General features: G+C 71.4%; 22 protein-coding genes, 1 tRNA gene and 2 pseudogenes. 8 read left to right on the top strand and 17 right to left on the bottom strand.

All coding sequences use genetic code 11. From position 1 onward, the window contains the following. Positions 1-7: 7 nt before the first annotated feature. Positions 8-586, top strand: coding sequence for an antibiotic biosynthesis monooxygenase (locus ACFVX6_RS10235; protein ID WP_389689852.1), 579 nt, complete (start codon positions 8-10; stop codon positions 584-586). Positions 587-598: 12 nt separating this feature from the next. Here ACFVX6_RS10235 and ACFVX6_RS10230 read toward each other — a convergent pair whose 3' ends face one another. The 9 genes from ACFVX6_RS10230 to ACFVX6_RS10190 all read right to left on the bottom strand — a co-directional run bounded on the left by ACFVX6_RS10230 (position 599) and on the right by ACFVX6_RS10190 (position 9,687). Continuing rightward, entirely contained in the window at positions 599-2,248 is a 1,650-nt protein-coding gene (locus tag ACFVX6_RS10230) for a long-chain fatty acid--CoA ligase (RefSeq protein ID WP_389689850.1), read from the bottom strand. Positions 2,249-2,398: 150 nt separating this feature from the next. Then, positions 2,399-2,932 carry a SigE family RNA polymerase sigma factor gene (locus tag ACFVX6_RS10225; RefSeq protein WP_385333248.1) on the bottom strand — a complete coding sequence of 178 codons (534 nt, stop codon included), beginning with the start codon at positions 2,930-2,932 and terminating at the stop codon, positions 2,399-2,401. Positions 2,933-3,110: 178 nt separating this feature from the next. Next, positions 3,111-4,277 (bottom strand): lipid-transfer protein, encoded by a 1,167-nt coding sequence (locus ACFVX6_RS10220; RefSeq protein WP_250738542.1) that lies wholly within the window; start codon positions 4,275-4,277, stop codon positions 3,111-3,113. Next, complete coding sequence (locus ACFVX6_RS10215; RefSeq protein ID WP_389689848.1) at positions 4,274-4,726, bottom strand: MaoC family dehydratase; 453 nt, start codon at positions 4,724-4,726, stop codon at positions 4,274-4,276. The genes ACFVX6_RS10220 and ACFVX6_RS10215 overlap by 4 nt, the downstream gene beginning before the upstream one ends. Beyond that, positions 4,723-5,769 (bottom strand): acyl-CoA dehydrogenase family protein, encoded by a 1,047-nt coding sequence (locus ACFVX6_RS10210; RefSeq protein WP_389689846.1) that lies wholly within the window; start codon positions 5,767-5,769, stop codon positions 4,723-4,725. Before ACFVX6_RS10210 ends, ACFVX6_RS10215 begins: the two co-directional genes overlap by 4 nt. Continuing rightward, positions 5,769-6,755, bottom strand: coding sequence for a bifunctional MaoC family dehydratase N-terminal/OB-fold nucleic acid binding domain-containing protein (locus tag ACFVX6_RS10205; RefSeq protein ID WP_389689844.1), 987 nt, complete (start codon positions 6,753-6,755; stop codon positions 5,769-5,771). Before ACFVX6_RS10205 ends, ACFVX6_RS10210 begins: the two co-directional genes overlap by 1 nt. Then, positions 6,752-7,909: an acyl-CoA dehydrogenase family protein gene (locus tag ACFVX6_RS10200; RefSeq protein WP_389689842.1), complete on the bottom strand. Its 1,158-nt coding sequence runs from the start codon at positions 7,907-7,909 to the stop codon at positions 6,752-6,754. The genes ACFVX6_RS10205 and ACFVX6_RS10200 overlap by 4 nt, the downstream gene beginning before the upstream one ends. A 182-nt stretch (positions 7,910-8,091) precedes the next feature. Beyond that, positions 8,092-8,403, bottom strand: coding sequence for a hypothetical protein (locus tag ACFVX6_RS10195; RefSeq protein WP_250738547.1), 312 nt, complete (start codon positions 8,401-8,403; stop codon positions 8,092-8,094). 873 nt (positions 8,404-9,276) lie between these two features. Next, positions 9,277-9,687: a DUF6344 domain-containing protein gene (locus tag ACFVX6_RS10190; protein ID WP_389689840.1), complete on the bottom strand. Its 411-nt coding sequence runs from the start codon at positions 9,685-9,687 to the stop codon at positions 9,277-9,279. Between the two features lie 239 nt (positions 9,688-9,926). On the opposite strand from ACFVX6_RS10190, the gene ACFVX6_RS10185 reads away from it, so the two are divergent. Both ACFVX6_RS10185 and ACFVX6_RS10180 read left to right on the top strand, forming a co-directional pair. After that, a complete protein-coding gene (locus ACFVX6_RS10185; protein WP_389689838.1) occupies positions 9,927-10,337 on the top strand; it encodes a hypothetical protein in 411 nt (136 codons plus the stop codon). Between the two features lie 192 nt (positions 10,338-10,529). Further along, positions 10,530-10,913 (top strand): annotated as a pseudogene (locus ACFVX6_RS10180) (FAD-dependent monooxygenase); the annotation flags it as partial. A 96-nt stretch (positions 10,914-11,009) separates the two neighbouring features. Here the strand turns inward: ACFVX6_RS10180 and ACFVX6_RS10175 are convergent. From ACFVX6_RS10175 to ACFVX6_RS10150, 6 genes are all read right to left on the bottom strand, one after another. Then, positions 11,010-11,094, bottom strand: a tRNA-Ser gene (locus ACFVX6_RS10175). 57 nt (positions 11,095-11,151) lie between these two features. After that, entirely contained in the window at positions 11,152-12,099 is a 948-nt protein-coding gene (locus tag ACFVX6_RS10170) for a peptidase (RefSeq protein WP_389689836.1), read from the bottom strand. 134 nt (positions 12,100-12,233) lie between these two features. Further along, a complete protein-coding gene (locus ACFVX6_RS10165; protein ID WP_389689834.1) occupies positions 12,234-13,292 on the bottom strand; it encodes a YeiH family protein in 1,059 nt (352 codons plus the stop codon). Next, positions 13,292-13,846, bottom strand: a complete 555-nt coding sequence (locus tag ACFVX6_RS10160; RefSeq protein WP_389689832.1) for a cysteine dioxygenase — start codon at positions 13,844-13,846, stop codon at positions 13,292-13,294. The genes ACFVX6_RS10165 and ACFVX6_RS10160 overlap by 1 nt, the downstream gene beginning before the upstream one ends. Before the next feature lie 109 nt (positions 13,847-13,955). Continuing rightward, on the bottom strand, positions 13,956-14,861 hold the full coding sequence (locus ACFVX6_RS10155; protein WP_389689830.1) for a LysR substrate-binding domain-containing protein: 906 nt from the start codon (positions 14,859-14,861) through the stop codon (positions 13,956-13,958). A 120-nt stretch (positions 14,862-14,981) separates the two neighbouring features. Then, positions 14,982-16,571: a S1C family serine protease gene (locus ACFVX6_RS10150; protein ID WP_389689828.1), complete on the bottom strand. Its 1,590-nt coding sequence runs from the start codon at positions 16,569-16,571 to the stop codon at positions 14,982-14,984. 235 nt (positions 16,572-16,806) lie between these two features. On the opposite strand from ACFVX6_RS10150, the gene ACFVX6_RS10145 reads away from it, so the two are divergent. The 3 genes and pseudogenes from ACFVX6_RS10145 (at position 16,807) to ACFVX6_RS10135 (ending at position 19,424) form a co-directional block, all read left to right on the top strand. Next, positions 16,807-17,607: a glycerophosphodiester phosphodiesterase gene (locus ACFVX6_RS10145; protein WP_389689826.1), complete on the top strand. Its 801-nt coding sequence runs from the start codon at positions 16,807-16,809 to the stop codon at positions 17,605-17,607. An 85-nt stretch (positions 17,608-17,692) separates the two neighbouring features. Beyond that, positions 17,693-18,294: pseudogene (locus tag ACFVX6_RS10140) on the top strand (ATP-binding protein). A 155-nt stretch (positions 18,295-18,449) separates the two neighbouring features. Continuing rightward, the gene (locus ACFVX6_RS10135; RefSeq protein ID WP_389689824.1) at positions 18,450-19,424 is read left to right on the top strand and encodes a DUF5926 family protein; all 975 of its coding nucleotides are present in this window, start codon (positions 18,450-18,452) and stop codon (positions 19,422-19,424) included. Between the two features lie 249 nt (positions 19,425-19,673). Here ACFVX6_RS10135 and ACFVX6_RS10130 read toward each other — a convergent pair whose 3' ends face one another. Both ACFVX6_RS10130 and ACFVX6_RS10125 read right to left on the bottom strand, forming a co-directional pair. Beyond that, positions 19,674-20,351, bottom strand: a complete 678-nt coding sequence (locus ACFVX6_RS10130) for a hypothetical protein (protein WP_389689822.1) — start codon at positions 20,349-20,351, stop codon at positions 19,674-19,676. A gap of 107 nt (positions 20,352-20,458) precedes the next feature. Beyond that, a complete protein-coding gene (locus ACFVX6_RS10125; protein ID WP_389689820.1) occupies positions 20,459-21,157 on the bottom strand; it encodes a bifunctional DNA primase/polymerase in 699 nt (232 codons plus the stop codon). A 405-nt stretch (positions 21,158-21,562) separates the two neighbouring features. On the opposite strand from ACFVX6_RS10125, the gene ACFVX6_RS10120 reads away from it, so the two are divergent. Next, positions 21,563-23,170: a PP2C family protein-serine/threonine phosphatase gene (locus ACFVX6_RS10120; RefSeq protein ID WP_389689818.1), complete on the top strand. Its 1,608-nt coding sequence runs from the start codon at positions 21,563-21,565 to the stop codon at positions 23,168-23,170. 139 nt (positions 23,171-23,309) lie between these two features. Beyond that, a complete protein-coding gene (locus ACFVX6_RS10115) occupies positions 23,310-24,776 on the top strand; it encodes an aminopeptidase P family protein (protein WP_389689816.1) in 1,467 nt (488 codons plus the stop codon). Positions 24,777-24,821 lie beyond the last annotated feature (45 nt).

Here is a 24,821-nt window from a genome sequence, read left to right as displayed (position 1 = left end):
TGGCCGCATGGCCATCATCGACACGAGCGAGCAGACCGTCCCCGCAGACAACGGGGAGGTCAGCCTGCTCATCGCGCGACAGGTTGATCCGGGCCACGAGGAGAACTTCGAGGCCTGGGCCCACGGGATCCTGGAGACGGCCTCGGCCTTTCCCGACCACCTGGGGTACGGCCTGTTCCGCCCGGCCGTCGAGGGCGGGCCCTGGTTCCTGGTGCACCGGTTCCGCAACCAGGCGGCCTTCCAGCGGTGGCAGGACTCCGCCGAGCGCGCCGCCTGGTTCTCCAACTGCCCAGGGCACCACCACACCGAGATAGCCCGGCGCGAACTGCACGGCATGGAGACCTGGTTCGCGAAGCCGGGTACGGCCCGGCCCGCGCCGCCGCGGTGGAAGATGGCGATCAGCTCCGGGCTGGCCATCTTCCCGATCTCGCTCGCGGGCAACGCGCTGCTCGGGCCGTACCTGGTGAACCTGCACTTCGTGCTGCGGACGGCCGCGTTCGCCGTCGTCTTCAGCACCCTGATGACCTACGTGGCCATGCCCGCGATCAGCAAGCTGCTGCGGCCCTGGCTCACGCGCGGGCAGTAGCCCCGGTGGGGCTCAGTCGAGCTTGGTGACGTCGAGGGTGCCTTCCGCGTACTGCTTGCGGATCACCTTCTTGTCGAACTTGCCGACGCTCGTCTTCGGCACCGCCTCGACGAACGCCCAGCGCTCCGGCAGCTGCCACTTGGCGATCGACTGACCGAGGAAGGCGCGCAGTCCCGCGTAGTCCACGGTGGCCCCTTCCTTCAGCACGACGGTGGCCAGCGGGCGCTCGTCCCACTTGTCGTCCGGGACGGCGACGACCGCCGCCTCGGCGACGTCGGGGTGGGCCATCAACGCGTTCTCCAGGTCCACGCTGGAGATCCACTCCCCGCCGGACTTGATGACGTCCTTTGCCCGGTCCGTGAGGGTGAGGAAGCCATCGGTGCTGATCACGCCGACGTCGCCGGTCTTGAGCCAGCCGTCCGTGCTGAACTTGTCCTCGGGGCGGGTCGGCTCGCCGCCCACGCCGCCGTAGTAGGAGCCCGCGATCCAGCTGCCGCGGACCTCCAGCTCGCCCGCCGACTCACCGTCCCAGGGCAGGATGTCGCCGCCGGGGCCGACCAGGCGGGCCTCGACGCCCGCCGGGAAGCGGCCCTGCGTGATGCGGTACGGCCACTCCTCGTCGGCGGTCAGACCGGCCGGCGGGTGGGCCATGGTGCCCAGCGGGGAGGTCTCGGTCATCCCCCAGGCGTGGTTGAGGCGCACGCCGAGCTTGTCGTAGGCCTCCATCAGAGCCGGCGGACAGGCCGCGCCGCCGATGGTGACCTGCTTCATCGAGGTCAGGTCGCGCGGGTTGGCGGTGACCTCGGCGAGCAGTCCCTGCCAGAGGGTGGGGACGGCCGCGGCGTGCGTGGGCTTCTCCCGCTCGATCATGTCGGCGAGCGGGGCGGGCTGCAGGAAGCGGTCCGGCATCAGCATGTTGATACCGGTCATGAAGGTGGCGTGCGGCAGGCCCCAGGCGTTGACGTGGAACTGCGGGACGACGACGAGGGAGGTGTCCTTGTCGGTCAGGCCCATCGACTCGGCCATGTTCACCTGCATCGAGTGCAGATAGATCGACCGGTGGGAGTAGACGACGCCCTTCGGGTCCCCGGTGGTGCCGGAGGTGTAGCACATGGCCGCGGCCTGGCGCTCGTCCAGCTCGGGCCAGTCGTAGGTGTCCGGGCGGCCGGCCAGGAGCTCCTCGTACTCGTGCACGCGCACGCCGAGGCCCTCCAGCGCGGAGCGGTCGCCGATGCCCGCGACCACGACGTGCTCGATGGTCGGCAGGTGCGGCAGGAGCGGGACGAGCAACGGCAGCAGGGTGCCGTTGACCAGGACGACCTTGTCGGCCGCGTGGTTGACGATGAAGACCAGCTGCTCGGGAGGGAGCCGCAGGTTCAGCGTGTGCAGGACGGCGCCCATGGAGGGGATCGCGAAGTACGCCTCGACGTGCTCGGCGTTGTTCCACATCAGGGTCGCGACGCGGTCGTCCTGCTGGACGCCCAGCTCGTCGCGCAGGGCGTTGGCCAGGCGCGTGGCGCGGGTCCCGATCTCGGCGAAGCTGCGACGGTGCGGCTCGGCCTCCCCGGTCCAGGTCGTGACCTGGGACTTCCCGTGGATCGTCATCCCGTGCTGCAGTATGCGGGTGACGAGGAGTGGTACGTCCTGCATGGTGCTCAGCAAAGCGTCCTCCCGGTGAGCGCTGCGGCGCTGCGGCGGCTACGGATGCTGCGATTCTGCGCACGTACCGCTCGGTCTGTCACTACCCAAGAGTAGAAACGCGGCGTTGTTTCACGTGAAACATCGGCCGGGCGGGGCCGGGCTCGGGTCGACTCAGCGGACGGGCGTCAGTTCCGGGTCCTCGCGGAGCTTGACCAGCGCCCGGGAGACGGCGCTCTTGACGGTGCCGACGGAGACGCCGAGCAGCTCGGCGGTCTGGACCTCGCTCAGGTCCTCGTAGTAGCGCAGGACCACCATCGCCCGCTGCCGGTCGGGCAGCCGGGTCACCGCGCGCCACATCGCGTCGCGCAGCGCCTGCGCCTCGGCGGGGTCGGCGGCCGGCGGCTCGTCGGCCTCGGGGAGCTCGTCGCAGACGAACTCGTCGACCTTGCGCTTGCGCCACTGGCTGGTGCGGGTGTTGACCAGGGCCCGGCGGACGTACCCGTCCAGGGCGCGGTGGTCCTCGATGCGGTCCCACGCGACGTAGGTCTTGGCCAGCGCCGTCTGGAGGAGGTCCTCGGCGTCGCAGGGGTTGGCGGTGAGCGAGCGCGCGGTGCGCATCAGGACCGTGCCGCGGGTCCGGACGTACGCCGAGAACGACGGGTACGGCGTCGGGTTCGAGGCGAGCGTGCACACAGGCGTGGTCATGCCTCCACGCTAGGAGCGGCGCGGCCCCGTGGGATCGGCCGCAAGTGCCGAAGCGGGATCCGTCTCAGGTTGTAGGGCTGAGGCCCGCCCCACCTCCTGAAGGTGGAGGAGGCGGGGCTTCCGCGGGGCTTCCGCGGGGCTTCTGCGGGGCTTCCACGGGGCTTCCATGAGGGACGGATCAGCCGTCCGCGCCCAGGATCAGGCCTGAGGTCGGGACCCCGGTACCGGCTGTGACCAGGGCGTGGGCGGCCCCGGAGACCTGGTTCACGGAGGTTCCGCGCAGCTGGCGGACCGCCTCGGCGATGCCGTTCATGCCGTGCAGGTACGCCTCCCCGAGCTGGCCTCCGTGGGTGTTGAGCGGCAGCGCGTCCGCGGCCACGAAATCGGCCGCCTCTCCCGGTGCGCAGAAGCCGAACTCCTCCAACTGCATCAGCACGAACGGCGTGAAGTGGTCGTAGAGGATGCCGACGTCGATGTCCGAGGGCCGCAGTCCGCTGGTCCGCCACAGCTGGCGGGCGACCACGTCCATCTCCGGGAGCCCGGTGAGCCCGTCCCGATAGAAGGAGGACATGGCCTCCTGGCGGCGGCCCGCGCCCTGTGCCGCCGCCGTGATCACGGCGGGCTTCTGCCGCAGGTCGCGGGCCCGCTCGGCGGTGGTGACGACGATGGCCTGGCCGCCGTCCGTCTCCTGGCAGCAGTCGAGCAGCCGCAGCGGCTCGACGATCCAGCGCGAGGCCGCGTGGTCGGCGAGGGTGATGGGCTTGCCGTAGAAGTAGGCGGCCGGATTGTTCGCCGCGTGCCGGCGGTCGGTGACCGCGACGTGGCCGAAGGCCTCCGGGGTCAGGTTGTAGGCGTGCAGGTAGCGCTGGGCCGTCATGGCCACCCAGGAGGCCGGCGTGAGCAGCCCCCAGGGCAGCGACCAGCCGAGCGCCGCGCCCTCCGCCGAGGGCTCGCGCTGCTGGACGCCGGAGCCGAAGCGGCGGCCGGAGCGTTCGTTGAAGGCGCGGTAGCAGACCACGACCTCGGCGACCCCGGTGGCGACGGCGAGGGCGGCCTGCTGGACGGTGGCGCAGGCGGCGCCGCCGCCGTAGTGGATGCGGGAGAAGAAGGACAGGTCCCCGATGCCGGCCGCCTGGGCGACGGTGATCTCGGGGCTCGTGTCCATCGTGAAGGTGACCATGCCGTCCACGTCGGCGGGGGTGAGCCCGGCGTCGTCGAGGGCCGCGTGCACGGCTTCGACGGCCAGCTTGAGCTCACTGCGGCCGGAGTCCTTGGAGAACTCGGTAGCGCCGATACCGGCGATGGCGGCGCGGCCGCCGAGCTGGTCACGGGTGCGGACGCTCATGCCGTGCCCTCCGGGGTGCCGAGGGTGCCGGGGCCGTCCGGCGTGGTGTCCGGCGCGGTGTCCGGCGTGGTGTCCAGCGTGACGGTGACGGTGCCCGTGACGTGGTGGCCGATGCCGTTGGCGCCGACCACGCGGATCTCGGCGGTGTTCCCGTCGAGGGCGGTGACCGTGCCGGTCAGCGTCATGGTGGCGCCGGGGTAGTTCGGGGCCCCGAGGCGGATCGCGACCTTGCGCAGGACCGCGCGCGGGCCGAGGTGGTCGGTGATGTACCGGCCGACCAGACCGTTGGTCGTCAGGATGTTCATGAAGATGTCCGGGGAGCCCTTCTCCCGCGCGAGCACCGCGTCGTGGTGCACGTCCTGGTAGTCGCGGGAGGCGATCGCGCCCGCGACGATCAGGGTGCGGCTGACCGGTATCTCCAGCGACGGCAGTGTGTCGCCGATGTTCATGCCTCGTCCCCCTCGGGCGTGTCTTCGGACAGGACCGCGCCCAGCTCGGCCAGCAGTTCGCTGCCGCAGCCCAGGTACGCGTCGAGCTGGCGTCCCCACAGGAAGTGCCGGTGGACCGGGTGGTCGAGGTCGGCGCCCATGCCGCCGTGCAGGTGCTGGCCCGCGTGGACGACCCGTTTGCCCGCTTCCGAGGCCCACCAGGCCGCCGTCAGCGCGTGCTCGCCCGCCGGGAGCCCCTCGTCCACGCGCCAGGCCGCCTCGTACGTGGTGACCCGTATCGCCTCGGTGTCCATGTAGGCGTCGGCCGCGCGCAGCATGACGCCCTGGTTGGTGGAGAGCGGCCGGCCGAACTGCTCGCGGGTGGAGGTGTACTCCACGGCCCGGGCCAGCGAGCCCGCGCAGACCCCCGCCTGGAGCCCGGCGAAGGCGGTCCGGGCGACGGCCAGCACGTCCGCGTAGGCGCCCTCCCCCCCGACCCGTTCCGCCTCGGCGCCGGTCAGGATCAGGCGGCCCGCCGACCAGGGAGCGGTGGTCTCCACCGGCTCCGTACGCACCCCGGGTCCGTCCGTCCGTACGAGCCACAGGGCTCCCGTCCCGTCCGGGACCAGGACGTGCGTGGCCTCGCGCAGCCAGGGCACGGCGGGGGCGCCGCCGGTGAGCCGGCCGTCCGGCGAAGCGGTGATCCGGCCGCGGTTCGGAAAGGCTCCGGTGGCGACCGCGTCGCCGGAGCCCAGCGCGGGGAGCAGCCGTGCACGCTGCTCGTCGGTGCCGTGCCGGGTCAGGGCGAGGATCCCGTACACGCAGGTGGCGGCGTACGGGACCTGCGCGGTCGTGCGGCCCTGTTCCTCCAGCAGGAGCACCAGGCCGAGCAGGCCGACGTCCTCGACGGCGGCAATCAGCCCGGCAGTGGTGAGGGCCTTCCACAGCTCGGCGTCACTGCCGGTGCCGGCGGCGCCGAGGCGGTCGTGGGTGGCGAGGTCGCCGAAGATCTGGGCGGCGAGTCCCGTCGCGGCGGCCTGCTCCTCGGTGGGGTGGAAGTCCATCAGCCTTCGCTCCCCCGGAAGACGGGCAGTTCCAGTTCCTCGTCCACGCGCAGGAACTCCAGGCGCACGGGCAGCCCGATGCGGACCTTGTCGTACGGGACGCCGGTGATGTTGCTGACCATGCGGACCCCTTCAGCGAGTTCGACGAGGGCCACCGCGTAGGGCGGGTCGAAGGCGGGGAAGGGCGGGTGGTGCATGACCACGTACGAGAACACCGTGCCGGCCCCGGACGCCTCGACCGTGTCCCAGTCCGGGCTCCCGCAGGTGTTGCAGCCGGGGAGCCAGGGGAAGCGGAGCGTTGCGCAGGCGGTGCAGCGCTGGATCAGGAGCTTGTGCTCGCGGACGCCGTCCCAGAAGCCCTGGTTGTCGCGGTTGATCACGGGGCGCGGGCGCTGGGCGGGCTTGGCGGGCTTCTGCGGCGCGGTGGGCTTCTTCGCCGCCGGGGCGTACTTGAGGATCCGGAAGCGGTGGGTCCCGGCGAGTTCGCCGTTCGCGTGGACGTCCATGCGGGTGGTCACGAAGTGGCCCGTGCCCAGCTTGGTGGCCTTGCTCGGCGACACCGACTCGATGACGGCGTCGAAGGTGATCGCGTCGCCGGGGCGCAGCGGCCTCAGGTACTCCTGCTCGCAGTCGGTGGCGACGACGGAGGTGCAGCCCGCGCCGTCGAGCAGCGCGAGGAGATCGTCGTAGGCCGAAGAGCGGTCGCCGTGACCGGAGAGCCCGCCCATCGTCCATGCCTGGAGCATGGTGGGCGGGGCGATGGCGTCCGGCCCGGTGTAGGCGGGGTTCGCATCGCCCATCGCCTCGCACCAGTGGCGGATCATCGGCTCGTTGACCGCGTCCTTGCCCTGGCCGGCGGTGGCGGCGGGCTGCCCTTCGAAGGACGCGAGCAGGGTGTGGAAGCGCGCTGCTTCCGTCCCCTCTTCTGCTGCTGTTGCTCCTGCTGCTGCCGCTTCCGCGGCTTCGGTGGCGGGCGTGGCGGTCATCGCTTCCTTCCCTTCATACCGAGCCGCATCATGGCGACGATCTCCCGTTGGACCTCGCTGACGCCGCCCCCGAAGGTGTTGATCTGGGCGGCCCTGTTCATCCGCTCGAGCTCCCCGCCCGCGAAGACCTCGGGGCCGGATCCCCGGACGAGCGCCTCCTCCCCCACCACCTCCTGGCAGATCCGGTACACCTCGACGGTGGACTCGGTGCCCAGGAACTTCACGCCGCTCGCGTCGCCCGGAGCCAGGGTGCCGGCGCCGACGTCCTGGACGAGGCGCCAGTTGAGGAGGCGTACGGCGGCGAGGCGCGCGTGGGCCTCGGCGAGCCGCGACTGCACCCAGGGGCGGTCGACGGGACGCTCGCCGGTGACCGGGTCGGGGGTACGGGCGTGGTCGAGCGCGCCCCGGTAGAAGTCCTCGGCCTGCATGCCGATGGCGGCGAGGGCCACGCGTTCGTGGTTGAGCTGGTTGGTGATCAGGCCCCAGCCGCCGTGCTCGGGGCCGACGAGGTTGCCGGCGGGCACGCGGATGGAGTCGTAGTACGTGGCGGTCGTGGTCAGGCCGCCGACGGTGTCGATCGGGGTCCAGGAGAAGCCGGGGTCGTCGGTGGGCACCAGGATGATGGAGATGCCCTTGTGCTTGGGGGCCTCCGGGTCGGTGCGGCAGGCGAGCCAGATCCAGTCGGCGTTCTGGGCGTTGGAGGTGAAGATCTTCTGGCCGTCGATCAGCCAGCCCTGGTCGTCGCGGACGGCCCTGGTGCGCAGGGAGGCGAGGTCGGTGCCCGCCTCGGGCTCGGAGTAGCCGATGGCGAAGACGAGTTCGCCCTTGAGGATCCGGGGCAGGAAGTAGTCCTTCTGCTCCTGCGTCCCGTACTTCATCAGGGTCGGGCCGACGGTGTTGAGGGTGACCATGGAGACGGGGGCGCCGGCCCGGTAGGCCTCGTCGAAGAACACGAACTGCTCGTCCGGGCCGCGGCCCTGGCCTCCGTACTCGACGGGCCAGCCGAGGCCGAGGAGTCCGTCGGCGCCTATCCGGCGCAGTAGTGCGCGCTGCTCGGCGGGGTCCTCGGGCACCCCGTCCGGCAGCAGGTTTCCGAAGTACTCCCGCAGCTCGGAACGGAGCCGCAACTGGCCTTCGGTCGGGGCGAGGTGCACGGCGCTGGCCTCCCGGCATCACATCATCAAGTGGACCTGACTGTCCGTCAGATTCCAGGTGGATGTCAAGGCCGTGGCGCTGTGACGGAGCGCCCAGAACGCCCGAGGGCGCCCGCACTACCGGACCCCAGCCGGTCCGGTCGCGCAGGCGCCCTCAACAGTCGGTGCGGCTCAGGCCGCGGCTACCACCAGGGGTAGAAGTTCACCGCGACGGTGGAGTTGTGCTGTTCGATCGCAGTGAAGGCCGAGCCGTTGACCTGCGCGGTGTTGTTCTGGTTGGACGCGCCGGATCCGGTGGCCACCTGCTGCGAGGTGGAGGAGTTGCCGTGGTTGTTGCCACCCACGCCGCTGCCGATGATGCTGGCGACGCTCGCATTCGATCCGTCGTTCGCGAAGGAGCCGTTGTCGGCCGATGCCACCCCGCCGAAGAGGGCGACGGCGAGGGGGAGAGCGGCGACGGCGGCGATGACGCGGGCGGTACGGATGCTTGCCATGTCTGTATCCTCCAGAAAACCGAAGTGGGGTTTACTCCAAGGCAGTTGGCCGACCGCCTCGGTCGTTCCGTGTGGTGACGACGTCGCGAGACCAGACTTGCCCACCGAATCCCCGGCGAACCACCCCGGAGTCCTCGATTCCCCCGCAAGTATGACCAACATCGGATAAACCCCATTCGCGCCCCCGGCGCCCCAGGTCAGCGCTTTGAGACCTGCTGAAACCCCCGCCGGGCAAGGGGCGAACCGTTCCGCCAAAACGGCCGGCCCCGGACATGCCGAAAAGGGCCGCGCCGTCCGGGAACCCCACCGTCTCCCGGGCCTGCGGCCCTGCGCTGCCAAGCTTCACGCCCCCTGCACGCCCCCGGCGCTCGCCGGGGCCTTCCCCCTGTGCCCCGCTCCGGGGCACCTTCACGGCACGATCCGCGGTCGCGGCCTGCTCACACCGACCGACCGGGCTCAAGCGCCTGCTGCAGCGTTTGCTCTCGCGCTCTGCTGCCTTGCTTCTGCGTGCTGCTGCGTTACTCCTGCGTGCTCCTGCGTGCTGCGGAGTACTGGGTGTTGGGTACTCCTGGTACTGGGTCCTGGGTACTGGGTCCTGCTGTGTCCTGCCGTGTCCTGCGGTGTCCTGCATACCGGGCGCCGCGCACTGGGCCCTACACCTTGCACCTGCGCGCACTGCGTCCTGCGGTCAACGGATCCTGCGTCCTGCGTCCTGCGTCCTGCGTCCTGCGTCCTGCGTCCTGCGTCCTGCGTCCTGCGTCCTGCGTCCTGCGTCCTGCGTCCTGCGTCCTGCGATCAACGGATCCTGCAGTCGACGGAACCTGCGGTCGACGGGTGCCGCGTCTGCGCGGTACGAGTGCTCCGTGCCGCGCACTACGCGGCGAGGGCCATTTCCCGGCGAGCGGCTCCGACGCGGACCGCTGCGGCGATCGCAGCGCTACGGACGCTGTCGTCCACCCCGGACTCGGACTCGGCTCCGGAACCGGCGGACAGGGCGGTGGTGGAGCGACGGACGGACGGGGTCTTGCCGTGGGCCTCGGCGCGGATGCGCTGCTTGATGGTGGGCGGGAGCGAACCACCGCGCATCATCGCCCTCCAGGTCCGTCGGGCCATGAAGGCCGGCCGGTTCGACGCGACGGCCGCGGGGGCGGCGGCGGGGGAGGAGGAGAGCGGGGTGGCGGCGGCCTGGGCGGCCTTGCCGCCGAAGCCGAGGGAGGCGAGGAGGGCCACGAGGGCCGCGAGGACGGTGGTCCAGATCGACGTGATGGTGCTGCGGTGAGCCATGACGGGTCCCTCATTTCGCGATGTTCCGACGGGCGGATCTGAATACATTCGTCATGATGCGGGCGCAAGCGGAGCGCCTCCACGCCCCGCGCCGTTCTTCTGACAAACACCACTCAAAGGGGCTAATCGCATAATTCCGATCCCCTGAACCCTCACGTAAAACCGGGCCGGACTTCCACCGATAGATCGCCATCTTCCGCTCCACAGGCGGATGTTGACGTCGGCCCAGCCCGCGCACCATGCTCCACCCACAGCGCGGCGGATCTTCTTCTCATGGTTGGGGGACCAAGGGCGGCTCCATCGTCAACGCGGCGGGCAAGCGGGTGGCGACGCTGGACGGCGACACCTTCGGCGGCCGCGCGGGCCACGATGCGGAGATCCTGCGCGGTGACCTGAACGGGATCCTCTACGACCTCACCGTCGACGGAGCCGACGGTGTCGAGTACCTCTTCGGCGACTCCATCGCCTCCGCCACGGAGACCGCGAACGGCATCGAGGTGGAGTTCGACGGCGGTGCACGCCGCGTCTTCGGCCCCGAGGAGCGCTTCATCCGGGACCTCGGCTACTACGTCTCGATCTACAGCGTCCCCAACCACCTCGACCTCGACCGCTGGGAGCTGACCTACGTCTCCCCCTGCGCACGGCCCTGACGTACAGCACCGCCAAGGACACCGGCGCGAAGGCGATGTTCCTCTTCGCCTCGGGACCGCTGGAGTACGACCGGCACGACGTCACCCAGCAGAAGAAGCTGCTGGCGGAGGCGTACGCGGGCGAGTCCTGGGAGGCGCCCCGGCTCCTCGCGGCCCTGGACGAGGCCCCGGACTTCTACTTCGACTCCCTCAGCCAGGCCCACCTACCACTGGTCCAAGGGCCGCACCGCCCTGGTCGGCGACTCCGCGTACTGCGCCTCACCCGCCTCCGGCCAGGGCACGAGCCTGGCCCTGGTCGGTGCCTACGTCCTGGCGGGCGAGCTCGCGGCGGCCGGCGGCGACCACGTGGCCGGCTTCGCGAGCTACGAACGCGAGATGCGCCGCTTCGCGGGGGAGAACCAGAAGCTCGGCCCCTCGAACATCAAGCACATGGTCATGCGGACCAAGCGCCAGATCTCGATCCAGCTGACCATGTTCTCCCTCCTGGGCCGCCTGCCGGGCAAGGAGCGGATGATGGCCAAGGTCATGGACCCGATCCAGAAGGCCGCGAACTCCATCACCCTCAAGGACTACTGACCCGGCGGGCGGCGGGTGCCCGCCCGGGAGAACGCAGAAGGGGTGCCACCTGATCGGTGGCACCCCTTCCGGGCTGGGCCTCGGCCCTGCCTGGTGCGGTGGGTGTGGGATTTGAACCCACGGTGACTCGCGCCACGACGGTTTTCAAGACCGTTCCCTTAGGCCGCTCGGGCAACCCACCTGGCGGGTACAGAGTACCGGGCGGTTGGGGTGGGCGGCGCTGGGGATTTTCGGGAGGTCAGGCGGTCTGGGCCTTGTCGTAGGCCGCCTTCGCTTCGTTGCCGAAGTACGGGCCGAACATCCGGTTCGGGAGGAACGTGTAGCCGAAGCTGTTCACCGAGACCTGGGTGCCCAGACCGGTCGCCTCGTTGAAGTCCTGGAACCAGGGGCCGCCGCTGGAGCCGCCGGTCATGTTGCACGGCAGGCTGTGGTCCTTGGTCAGCAGGAAGTCCTTGCCGGTGTTGCCGCTGCAGTAGACGAGCCTGGTGCCGTCGTACGGGGCCGCCGCCGGGAAGCCGAAGGCGTACATCTTCTTGTTGTAGCCGCCGTTGAACACGATGCCCTGGGCTCCGACGGCCTGGCTGAGCGTCCGGCCGTTCAGCGGGGCGACGACCGCCAGGCCGACGTCCATGTTCATGTCCTCGCTCGCCACCCACTGGTCGGTCGCGAAGGTCTTGGTGGCCGTCCACTGCCCGTAGGGCGCGTTGCCGTTGTCGTATCCCGGGACGAAGATCCAGTCGGTGTGCCAGGCGCCCTGGTACTTCACGCAGTGGCCGGCGGTGATCACCGTGCTGCCGTTGGCGCTGGTGATCGAGTCGCCCGAGCAGGACGCGCTCTTCCCGTTGAAGGTGAAGAAGACCCGGCCCGAGGTTTTGACCACCGCGCCGCCGGACGTCCAGGCTCCGCCCGGCTGGGGGAAGGCCGCGGGGGAGGCCGTGAGCGAGGAACCCGCGGGGGTCGGGGCGATCGTCGTGGGGCGCTCCGCGGTGGAGGGCGCCGTACGGGCGGTCGTGCCCGGGGCGGCCGTGATGTCCAGCGGGGTGGCGGCCCGCATCCGCTCGGCCGACCAGGAGCCCGGGGAGGCGGGGCGCTGCGCGGCGGTCGAGGGGGAGGCCGCCGTCAACGCACCCGCGAGCAGGGCGCCCGTCGCGAGCAGAACCGATATGGCTGTCCGATGGCGATTCACGCATGACTCCTTCTGCCGTGCCCGGATGAAGAGTTGTCGGTGCGGATCGGGGGCAGAGTGGCACGCCGGGAACGAGATGTCAGGCAGCAGTCGGAACGTTCGGTCGGTTCCGGCCAGGAAATGGCCAACTCCGGTTAGGTGGTGAGGAGGACACCCGCGTACGAGGCTCCGGCCACCACCACCCAGGCCGCGAGCCCCAGGAGGGCGGCCCGGCCGCCGGTACGGGCCAGGGTGGGCAGGTGGACCGCGCTGCCCAGCCCGAACAGGGCCGCGGCGAGCAGCAGTTCCTGCGCGGTGTGCGCCCATTCCAGCGCTACGTCGGGCAATACCCCGGTGGCGCGCAGCGCGGCCGCGGCGAGGAACCCGGCCACGAACAGCGGCACCGGAGCCGGGCGGCGGCCCGAGGGCGTGCGCACCCCGCGCCGGCGGGCCCGTACCGAGAAGGCCACCGCGGCGACCAGCGGGGCCAGCAGCGCCACGCGCATCAGCTTGACCAGCACCGCTTCGCCGAGGGCGCCGGGGCCGGCCGTCTGGGCGGTCGCCACCACCTGGCCGACGTCGTGGACGCTCGCACCCACCCAGCGGCCGAAGTCCGGGTCGGAGAGGCCGAGCGGGGATTGGAGGAGCGGGAGTACCGCGATGGCGAGGGTCCCGCACAAGGTGACCAGGGCCACCGAGGAGGCCACGTCCTCCTCGTCGCTGCCCGATACCTGGCTGACGGCCCCGATGGCCGAGGCCCCGCATATCGAGTATCCGGTGGCGATCAGCAACGGCTGGTCCCCGGGTAGTCCGAGCCGTCGGCCGAGCCAGAGGGTGCCGAGGAAGGTCGCCGCCACCACCGCGGCCACCATCGCCACGGTGGCCCAGCCCAGCCGGAGCACCTCGTCCAGCCCCAGCGCCAGGCCCAGCAGGACGATGCCGATCCGCATCAGGCGACGCCCGGCCAGGGAGAGGCCCGGGCGCGCGGGTCCCCGTACGAAGCCCCGTAGACCGGGGAGGTGCGCCGCGGCGATGCCGAGAACCACCGCCACCGTCAGCATCGGGGCCCAGGGCACCAGCCGGTGCACCGACCAGGCCACCAGGACTCCGGCCGCCGCGAGGCCCAACCCGGGCCAGGATGACGATGTTTCACGTGAAACATCGACCGGAACCATTGATCCCGCCCCGCGCACCGGGCGGTTCAGCAGGGCCATCAGTCGGTCGGGAGCGTGTAGACGCGGCGGACACTGCTGCCCAGGCGTACGACGTCGGCGCCGTAGACGTGCAGGGATATCGCCTTCGTGCGACAGGAGTTGCGGACCTTGTGGATGTCGCCGGGCGGGGCGAACCCGCAGACGTCACCAGGGCCGTTGACCACGTGTTCGGTCGCCACCAGCCGGGCCCCGGTGGTGGCCGTGGCGGGGGCGAGGCGATAGCGGAGCTCGCTCTCCTCGCCCTCGTGCACCCCGGCCACGCACCACGAGACGTGGTCGTGGATGGCGGTCTCCTGGCCCGGCAGCCACACCAGGGCAACCACGGAGAAGCTTCCGTCCGGCTCCGCGTGCAGGACGTGCTGCCGGTAGCGGTCGGAGTGCCCCTCGCACTGCTCGGAGGTGAGCAGACCGGGCATCCCCAGGTGCGGGGCGAGGCGTTCGCCGACCAGGTAGGCGGTCAGATCGGGGGCCAGTCCCCGGTCCACGACCGTACGGATCTCACTGACGAGGGCGGCCGTCCTCGCGGTCGTGCGGGCCGGCGTGGTGGTGGTCATAGGGGGAGCGTCGAGGAGCCCACCCATCACGTCCAACGACAGTTATGAGCTGAAATCCCAAGACCGGCTTATGGGTTGGGGGCGGAGCCGGATGGGCCTGCGGGCCGGTTCAGCAGCCGACGCGGTTCGAGGCCGCCTGCCTCAGGGCCTCCAGCACCACGGCCGTCGCCGGGACCCGTAGATGGTCGCGGTACACGTGTGCGGCGATGTGACGGCGGGCGGCCGGCAGCAGGGCCCGTCCGCACACCTTGCTCAGCGAGAGCGAGGGCAGCACCAGCGCGGGCATCATGGCCACTCCGAGGCCCTGTGCGACCAGACTCTGGACCACCAGGTTGTCGTCGGTGGCGAACCGGATGTCGGGGACGAAGCCGAGCCCCGCGCATTCGTGCAGCAGGTTCGCCCGGCAGCGCGGGCAGCCGGCGATCCACCGCTCCTCGGAGAGGTCCGCGAGGTGCACGGCCCGCCTCCGGGCCAGCGCGTGCCCGGTCGGAAGCAGCACCGTCAGCTGGTCCTCCATGAGCCTGACCTCGGCGACCTCCTCCGGCACCTCCTCGTGCAGGCCGGGATAGGTGAAGGCCAGGGTGATATCGCACTCGCCCCGTTCCAGCCTGCGCAAGGAGTCCGGGGGCTCCCCCTCCAGCAGCTCGACCTGGATGCCCGGGTGCTCCTTGGCCAGGCTGCTCAGGGCTTCCGGGACCAGGGTGACGTTGGCGCTGGGGAAGCCGCACAGCCGGACGCGGCCGGTCCGCAGCCGGGCGTAGGCCTTCAGCTGGGCCTCGGCGGCGGAGAGGCTGCCGAGGATGGTCTCGGCGTGCCGGGCCATGGACTCCCCGGCCTCGGTGAGCTGCATGCGCCGTCCGACGCGGGTGAACAGCGGGGTGCCGACGGCGCGTTCGAGCGCCTTCATCTGCTGTGTGATCGCGGGCTGGGTGTACCCGAGGACCCGGGCGGCGGCCGAGTAGGACCCCGAGGCGACCACCTCGTGGAACGTCCGTATGTGCCGCGAATCGAACACGGTTGAAGCATAAGCGGACGTTGGGAGGGGCCGCAGGCACAATCGCGCCTACGGCCCCTCACCATCAAGCCAGTTGGTCCTGCCGCCCCGCCGGGCCGACCCGGGCGCGGCGGTTGGCCGCTACTTGTCGCCGACCCGCGAACCGAGCGTGATGTCCACCGTGGTCGGCTTGCCGCCGCGCAGGTAGGTCAGCTTCACCGTGTCACCCGGCTTGTAGGTCCAGATCTCGCTGATCAGGGTCGGGCCGCTGTCGATCGGCTTGCCGCCGAGCTCGGTGATGATGTCGCCGGGCTTCAGTCCCGCCTTGCCCGCAGGGCCGTTCGGGTCGACCAGCTCGTTGGCCGAGGCGCCCGTCTCGGAGATCTTCGCGCCGTCGCTCTTGGCCGCGAGGTCCACGGAGACCGAGATCACCGGGTAGACCGGCTTGCCGGTCTTGATCAGCGATTCGGCGACGTTCTTCGCCTGGTTGACCGGGATGGCGAACCCGAGGCCGATGGAGCCGGCCTGGCCTCCGCCGAAGCCGCCGTTGCCGGCCGACTGGATCGCGGAGTTGATGCCGATGACCGCGCCCCGGCTGTCGAGCAGCGGACCGCCGGAGTTGCCCGGGTTGATCGAGGCGTCCGTCTGGAGGGCGCTCATGTACGAGTTCTTGCCGCTGGAGCCGTCACCCGAGGCGACCGGGCGGTTCTTGGCGCTGACGATGCCGGTGGTGACCGTGTTGGACAGGCCGAAGGGAGCGCCGATCGCGATGGTCGAGTCCCCGACGGCGACCTTGTCCGAATCACCCAGGGGCAGCGGCTTGAGTCCGGACGGCGGGTTCTTCAGCTTGATGACGGCTACGTCGTACCCCTGGGCGCGGCCGACGACCTCGGCCTCGTACTTCTTGCCGTCGGAGAAGGTCGCGCTGAGCTTGCCGCCGTTGGCCGCGGAGGCGACCACGTGGTTGTTCGTGAGGATGTGGCCCTGCTGGTCGTAGACGAACCCGGTGCCGGTGCCGCCCTCGCCGTCGCCGGCCGAGGCCTCGATGGTGACGACGCTGGGCAGCGCGCCGGCGGCGAGGCCCGCGACGGAGCCGCCATCGCGCTTGAGGTCCTTGGGCGTGTTGCCGGCGCTGACCGTGGTCGAGCCGGAGCCGTTGCCGCTCCGCTCGGCCGCCCAGTAGCCGACGCCGCCGCCGACACCGCCCGCGAGGAGCGCCGCCGCGAGCACGCCGGCGATCAGGCCGCCCTTGCCCTTCCGCTTGGGCTGCGGGGCACCGTCGGTGGCCAGGGGCACGCCCCAGCCGCCACCGCCGTGGCCGTCACCGGCCCCGTACGCGGGGGCCGCGGGCGGCGGGGGAGGCCAGCCCTCGGCACCCATCGCCTGCGGAGCCGGGGCAGGGGCTTCGGCGTACGCCGGGGTGACCGGCGGGACCGGGCTCTCGGCGTACGCGGGGGCCGGAGCCGGGGCCGGAGCCGGAGGCTGGATGGGCGCGGCGGACTGGGCCGCCGGGGGCTGCACTGCCGCAGGCTGCGCCGCCGGGGTCTGGGGGAGCTGCTGGGTCGGCTCGGCGCCGGGCGCGGGCGTCGGCGGCAACTGCTGCGTCACCGGTTCCACGGGCGCCGACGCGGCGGGCGCGGACGGCGCGGCGTCGACGGGCGCGGCCACCGGGGGGACGGGCGGGGTCGCGGGGGGCATCGGGGCCGCGGTGCCCTCGTTCTCGGTGCTCACAGCGCTCTCTCCTCGTCACACACGGCTTCAGAAATACGGGTGATATCGGTCCGACTGAACGTTCGACGTGCCGTACAAGTTCCTGGGCAAAGCCTTTCCCATGACCCGTCAGAGCACTGTAAGCCGGACCTGTGAGTCTCCCCATCCTTTATCTCCGACATTTCGGACGCATCTGCAGAAGCGCCCACGGGACTCTCCCCGACATCCGGACCCCTCTCGGTGGCACCATGAGCCGGTGACCCACGCAACGCCGCGCCCCATCCAGGTCGTCGCCCACCGCGGCGCCTCGGAGGATGCCCCCGAACACACGCTGGCCGCCTACCGCAAGGCCATCGAGGACGGGGCCGACGCCCTCGAATGCGATGTCCGGCTCACGGCCGACGGCCATCTCGTCCTGGTCCACGACCGGCGGGTGAACCGCACCTCCAACGGCCGCGGCGCCGTCTCCGTCCTGGAGCTGGCCGACCTCGCCGCCCTCGACTTCGGCTCGTGGAAGGACCGGGAGGAGTCCCCCGACTGGGACGCGGACCCCGAGCGGACCTCCGTGCTCACCCTGGAACGGCTGCTGGAGCTGGTCGCGGACGCCGGGCGGCCGGTACAGCTGGCCATCGAGACGAAGCATCCGACCCGCTGGGCCGGACAGGTGGAGGAGCGCCTGCTCTTCCTCCTCAAACGCTTCGCACTGGACGCCCCGCCCGCCGAGGGGCCGCACCCCGTCCGGGTGATGAGCTTCTCCGCACGCTCCCTGCACCGGATGCGGGCGGCCGCGCCGACGGTCCCGACCGTCTACCTGATGCAGTTCATCTCGCCCCGAATGCGGGACGGGCGGCTCCCGGCCGGAGTGCGGATCGCCGGGCCGGGCATGCGGATCGTGCGCAACCACCCGGCCTTCATCCGCAAACTTCAGGCCTCGGGGCACTCCGTTCACGTCTGGACCGTGAACGATCCGGAAGATGTTCAGCTCTGCGCTGATCTGGGTGTGGAAGCGATCATCACGAACAGACCGCGACAAGTTTTGTCACAGCTAGGCCGCTGACATCCCGTTTTGCGCATCCGTCCCACGCGAAACACCCGTTACAGGGTGTGCACCGGCGCATCCACTCCGCGTTCGGTCGCCCCGAATGCGTCAGAGGGCGCCGGTCCGTCGGTTTCCGGTCCAGGCCATTGGGGCATCCAGACCATGCGTGGGGCTAAGGAGGTTCCGGGGGTGGCGTTGATGGTGGCACAAGAAGTGCCCACGTCGTCGTGCATGGACGTGTCCCATGGTCCTGCGGGCGTGGGCGAGGCGAGGCACCGGATGCGCGAGCAGCTGCGCATCAGCGGGGTGTCCGAATCGATCGTGGATGACGCCGTTCTGATCCTTTCCGAACTACTCAGCAACGCCTGCCGGCACGGCAGACCGCTGGGCGCACGGGAGATCGGCGACGGCGGGATACACGCGTCGTGGCGCGTCGACAAGGCGGGGCGGCTGACGGTCGAGGTCACGGACGGCGGCGGGCCCACCCGCCCCCTCCCGGCCAAGCCCTCGGTCACCGCGCGGGGCGGGCGGGGGCTGAACATCATCAGCGCCCTGGCCCAGGACTGGGGTGTCCGGGACGGAGCGGCGGGTGAGGTCACCGTCTGGGCGATCGTTGCCTGTGGGACCCGGCACGGGGATTTCGCTACGCGCGTTGCGCCCCCGGCGATCGATTTCAGTACGGCCTTCGACGATCTGGATCCCTGATCCGACCGGTCCCCGACCGCGGGTGGACGGATGGCGGCCGTCCGGGAGCGCACGCCGACCGTGCTCCCGGCCGCACCCCACCGGTTGTGGCGGTACGAACGGCTAGGCTCGCGCCCAGACCGACGCCGTACCGCCGCAACCGGGAGACACCCACGATGGCCAAGAAGCGCCCCGCCGCGAAGTCCGCAAAGCCGCAGCTCAACAACGGGGAGATCCCGGTGGTGGGCGCTCGCGAGCCCTGCCCCTGCGGATCCGGGCGCCGCTACAAGGCCTGCCACGGCGCGGCCGCCGCGCACGCCGTGACCGAGCACGTGGCCCGCCCGTTCGAGGGCCTGCCCGGCGAGTGCGACTGGGTGGCGCTGCGCGAGCTCGTCCCCGCCGCCACCGTGCCGCTCACCCTCAAGAGCGGACTGCCCGAGGGCGTCCCCTCCGTCACGCTGGTGACCGTACTCCCGCTGGCCTCGCCGGCACTGCGCCGCGAGGACGGCTCCGTCCTGCTCGGCCTGCAGAACGACTCGACCACCGGCGACCTCGCCCGGGACATGGCCGACACCCTGGAGCGCGCGCTCGCGGCCGAGCCCGGCACCGTCGTCGCGGCCCGCCGGGTTCCGGCCGAGGGTCCGCGACTTCAGGATCTCCTGTCCGTGGACGGCGGTTTCGAGCCGGTTGTCCACAGCGGGTTCGAATTCTGGATTCCGGAAGCGGAGAGCGCCCAGAGCGCTTCCCCGGAGATCGCCGCCTCCCTGGAGCGCGCCAACGCGGCCGCCATCCCGACCGTCAAGCTGACCGGCGTGGATGCCGCCTACTGGTGCGAGACCCCGGACAAGAACCACCTTCGCTGGGTCATGCCGCACCCCGAGGAGAAGCTGCTCGACGCGCTCGCGCGGCTGCACGCCGCGGGCACGTCCTCGCTCGGCGAGGGCACCAAGCTGGTCGGTTCCTTCCGTGCCCACGGCCTGATGGTCCCCGTCTGGGACTTGCCGACCGGGGTCTCGGCCGAGGACGTGGAGAAGCCCGCGGCCGAGCTCGCGGAGCGGCTCGCCGCGGCCCTCGCGACGGACGCGCCGCTGACCACGGAGGAGCGCCGCGCCCGCGGCGGCCTCACCAACCGCCAGGTCACGCTCAGCTGACCTGCCGGCCGGCCCGTTCGCGGGCCGGCCACGAGGCTCGCCGGAGCCCCCGGAGAGGGGCTGCGGGAGGCTCACCGGTGACCGGCCACCGGTGATCGGTGTCACAACTCCCGCTAATCGCCTGCAAATCGGTGTCCGAATATCAGAGATCGAATTTGCGAACAGGCGATCTCTTGTTACCGTTCTTGTAGCCCGGTCGCTGGTGCATCCCCCGTCGCCAGCGACCGGGCCCTTGATTTTCCGTGACGCTCAACCGTCACTCGGTACCGGTGAGTTGCTCCCGGACCGCAGGAGCAGGGCTCCTTCATCATCCGGAACTGCAAATTCCGCTACGGCCGAGTAGTCCCCCGGAACTCCGGCCGACTCCTCCCTCGGCGTTTCGCACAGACCCGGTTCGTCGCCCGCGCCGACCACGCAGCGGATCTGCACCGTGCGCCCCGCCGGACCCATCACCGTGAGCACCGCGTCGAGCGAGCGGCCGCTGGTGTTCCGGTAGTAGCTGCGCCCCCACGTCCGACCCTCGCCCGACAGGACGCACGTCTGCGCCTCCACCCCCTGCGGGGAGGACAGTTCGGGTCCGCAGCGGGCGTCCGTACGCGGCTGCTCGGCCGGGCCCGGTCGGGCCGGCGCCGCGGCGGAGGCCGGCGTACGGGACCGGCCGGAGGCGGAACTCGCCCCCGAGCCGCCCGAATCGGCTGAGCCCCCGGAGTTCGCGGAGTTCGCGGAGTTCTCGGCGTTCTCCGAGTCCGCGGAACCCGATTCCCCCGGCGTGCCCTTGGGGGGATGCCCGAGGCCGAAGGTGGAGAGCAGCCCACCGCCCTTTCCGTCACTCTGACCGGCGAATTCCGGCCCGGCGATCGCTCCCGCCAGCGGGAGCGACAAGATGATCAACACACCGGCGCCGATACCGATCAGGCGGAGATTCATTCGCCGAAGATAGCGATGCGGGAACGGGGCACGGAGATCCCCGCGCCCAATTCCCTTGGAAACTCGTCTCGCTGACACCCGTACGAGTGATCCGTCAGCGAACGGGCTCAGTACGCGAGCCGGCTCCCGCCGCCCGACGCCCCGCTGCTCTCCTCCACCAGCGCGTCCACGACCGCCTCCACCTCCGGCAGCCAGATCTCCCCGACCCCCGCCGGCTCGCGCTCCCACCGCACCTGGCCGCCGCCGATCGCGGGGGAGGGCGGGAGCAGCAAGTAGCCGCCCTCGCCGTGGAAACGCAGCGAGGAGGGCACGTGGTCCTTGGCGTAGAGGATCTCGCCGAGCCGCTCCAGCGAGTACGGCGCCACGAGCAGCGACCACCGCGTGGGCGTGGCCACGATCGGCCCGAGCCGCATCCCCTCGGCGTCCAGTCGTACGACGGCACGCGCGGCCGCAGCGGCGGGCAGGCTCACCGCGCAGGGCGCGCTCCCGCCGGTGGCCAGCAGGATCGGGGCGCCCGCCCGGTTGGCCCACCACCAGGACACCATTCGGGGGTCGGTGGTGGCCGCGAGCAGCCCGGGATCGAAGGGGTGCGCGCCTGGTACGACGCAGTCGGGGTCGGGGCAGGCACATCGCGCACTGTCGGCGCCGGAGCGTCCGACGCCCGGCAGCACGGGCCAGTTCCAGGTGGTGGCGCAGGTCAGCGCCGCGTCGAGGAGAGCCGGCGCATCACCCTGCGGCGGGGCGGGGCGCAGGGATTGCAAGCGATTGCGGAGCCGCTGGAGACGCCTTCCGAGGATCTCGCGCATGAGCGCTCGTTCCTTTCCGTTGAACGCCGAGGGCCACATCACACCATGTAAGCGGTGGTTCACTACACGTACACGTTTCGCGTCACTGTCCGCTTGAAGAAGGTTCACACGGTTCGTGCAGTTTTCTTACGGGTCCATGAAACGTCCGTCGGGGGCGGTACGCGACCCGGGACGGCGGGGGACGGCTGTCGTCGATGGGGACGACGGGCCGTGCCCGACGGTTCCCGGCGGGCACCGGGCTGCGCCAACTCTCCCCGGGTGCAACGGATTACGTACCCGGACCGGCCGACGGACTCGCCCAGTCGACCGCAAAAACCGTCCGCTTCCCGCTTTTTCCGGCCAAGTTCTAGCCCTGACCGGACAGTGAGTTGCCGTCCCACGGACACCAGGATTCCCACCTGGGCAATGCTGGACATCGCTCCTCGTGTGCGTGTAGATGTGGATTCATTGATAGCGGCGCAGCATGATCTGGGGGTTTGCGATGCTATATGGCGAATCGCACCAGCTGGAAAGGCGGACGCCATGAGCGCCCCGCATCTGCCGAAAGTGGCTGGAATCGATCCAGCCGTCACAGCGTCCCCGCACACTGTGGCGCCCACACCGGTGCCCACGGCCGTGTCCACTTCGACGAGCCCGCGAACGGCCCACGCCCCGGCGCAGGGCCCCGCTGCGAGCTCGGTCATTCAGGACCGTCTCGCAGGCATGGTCTCCGACCTCACCACCCTCCACGAGCTCACCGAGCGGCTCGCCCGCGCCAGTGACCTCACCTCTTCCCTCCAGGAGTTCCTGCGGGCGGGCGCAGCCCTCGTCGGCGCCCGGCGCGGCCTGATCGTCCTGGAGCCCTCCGACGGGCTCGGCCCCACCAGCACAATCGGCCTCGGGCTCGGCCACGCCGACCTCGGCCACATCGAGACGGTGCCGCGCAGCGCCACCTCCTACGGCCGCATCCTCGACGGTCTGCCCGACGCCAACGGCGGCTCGGAGGTCCTGCCCGAGCCCGGCACGGCCCCCGGCCCCGGTGCGGGCGGGTACGCCACCCCCGTCGACCCCCGCCACCGCGAGGTCGCCGCCCGCCTCGGCTACGCCGCCAGCTACGCGCTGCCGCTGACCGCCGAAGCCACGGGCCGGCTCGGCGCGGCGGTCTGGCTCTACGACGAACAGGCGGAGCCCAACGACCGCCAGCGCGACCTGGCCGGGCTGTACGTCCGGCACGCCTCCGAGCACCTGGCCCGGATGCTGGAGGTGGAGCGCGCCCGCACCAGCCTGGCCACCGTCGCCGAGGAGCTGCTGCCCAGCCGGCTCCCCCGGATCTCCGGGGTCCAGCTCGCCGCCCGGCACCACACCGGCCCGCACGGCGGAGGCGACTGGTACGACGCACTGCCGCTGCCGGAGGGCGCCCTCGGCCTGGCCGTGGGTTCCGTCACCGGCTCGGGACCGAGCGCCGTCGCCGCCATGGGCCGGCTACGCGCCTCGCTGCGCGCGTACGCCGTCATGGAGGGCGAGGACCCCGTCGCCGTCCTCTCCGACCTGGAGCTGCTGCTGCGCCTGACCGAGCCCGCGCGCTCGGCGACCGCGCTCTTCGCCTACTGCGAGCCTGCCGGGGGCCCGAACTCGAACGGCCGGGGGAGGAAGCTCATCCTGGCCGGGGCCGGGCACACCCCGCCGCTGCTGATCGGCGAGCGGCGCACCGAGTACGTGGAGACCACCCTCTCCGCGCCGCTCGGAATGCTGTCCTGCTGGGAGGCCCCGAGCGTGGAGATCGAGCCCGCGCCCGGAGAAACGGTGCTGCTGTACACGGACGGGCTGCTCCGGCGCACCGGGGACCCGATGGACCGGGCGTACGCACGGCTGCACGCCGCCGCCGCGGGGATCCCCCGTAGCGCCCGCGAGGACCCGGCCGCCATCTGCGACCACATCCTGCGCACGGTGCTGCCGGACGGCGACGGGGACGGCCCCCCGTCCCCGGCGGACGCATCGGAGGACATCGTGCTGCTCGCGGCCCGGTTCGAGTGACGAGGAGATGAGGGCGGGGCGTGTGACGGTGTGGCCCGGTTTAGCGGATTTGTCACACGACCCGTCGGGGGGCGTCCGCTCACCCATACGATGGATGAGGTCCATACCCGGTCCGTGTCCGTCGTACTGAGGAGAAGACGTGGCTGACGAGCTCACCCCGGAGACCCCGGAAGAAGAGCAGCCCAAGAAGAAGCACAAGCAGCGCAAGAACGGGCTGTACCCGGGCGTCAGCGAGGAGCTCGCCGCGAGCATGCGCACGGGCTGGGCAGACACCGAGCTGCGTGGACTGGAGCCGATCGCTCAGGCCACGCACACCGCCGCCCGCCGCTCCGCGCTGTCCCGGCGCTTCCCCGGTGAGCGCCTCGTCGTGCCCGCGGGACGGCTGAAGACGCGCTCGAACGACACCGAGTACCCCTTCCGCGCCTCGACCGAGTACGCGTACCTCACCGGCGACCAGACCGAGAACGGCGTCCTGGTCCTGGAGCCCGCGGGGGAGACCGGCCACCACGCCACCGTCTACCTGCTGCCCCGCTCCGACCGCGAGAACGGCGAGTTCTGGCTCTCCGGCAGCGGCGAGCTGTGGGTCGGCCGCCGCCACTCCCTCACGGAGGCCGAGCAGCTGCTGGGCATCCCGGCCAGGGACGTGCGCAAGCTTCCCGAGGAGCTGGCCGAGGCCGAGGGCCCGGTCCGTGCCGTGCGCGGTCACGACTCCGTCATCGAGACGGCCCTGACCGACAAGGTCACCAAGGAGCGCGACGAGGAGCTGCGCGTCTACCTCTCCGAGGCCCGCGCCGTGAAGGACGCCTTCGAGATCGGCGAGCTGCAGAAGGCCGTCGACTCCACCGTCCGCGGCTTCGAGGACGTCGTGAAGGTGCTCGACAAGGCCGAGGCCACCTCCGAGCGCTACATCGAGGGCACCTTCTTCCTGCGCGCCCGCGTCGAGGGCAACGACGTCGGCTACGGCTCCATCTGCGCCGCCGGCCCGCACGCCTGCACCCTGCACTGGGTCCGCAACGACGGCGACGTCCGCTCGGGCGACCTGCTGCTGCTCGACGCCGGTGTGGAGACCCACTCCCTCTACACGGCCGACGTCACGCGCACGCTGCCGATCAGCGGCACGTACACCGACATCCAGCGCAAGATCTACGACGCGGTCTACGCCTCCCAGGAAGCCGGCATCGCCGCCGTCAAGCCGGGCGCGAAGTTCCGCGACTTCCACGACGCCTCGCAGCACGTGCTCGCCGAGAAGCTCGTCGAGTGGGGTCTGCTGGAGGGACCGGTCGAGCGTGTCCTGGAGCTGGGTCTGCAGCGCCGCTGGACCCTGCACGGCACCGGTCACATGCTCGGCATGGACGTCCACGACTGCGCCGCCGCGCGCACCGAGGCGTACGTCGACGGCACGCTGGAGCCCGGGATGTGCCTGACGGTCGAGCCCGGTCTGTACTTCCAGGCCGACGACCTGACCGTGCCCGAGGAGTACCGCGGCATCGGCGTCCGGATCGAGGACGACATCCTCGTCACCGAGGACGGCAACCGGAACCTGTCGGCCGGGCTGCCCCGCACCTCGGACGAGGTCGAGGCCTGGATGGCGCGGCTCAAGGGCTGACGCCACCGCTCGTACGCGCCGATGGGCGGAACCCTCCACGGGTTC

The organism is Streptomyces sp. NPDC058289 (assembly GCF_042880975.1).
Classification (GTDB): Bacteria; Actinomycetota; Actinomycetes; order Streptomycetales; family Streptomycetaceae; genus Streptomyces; species Streptomyces stoeckheimensis.
The sequence above is the reverse complement of the archived record's forward strand: the minus strand, read 5'-3'. Positions and strand labels throughout refer to the sequence as shown.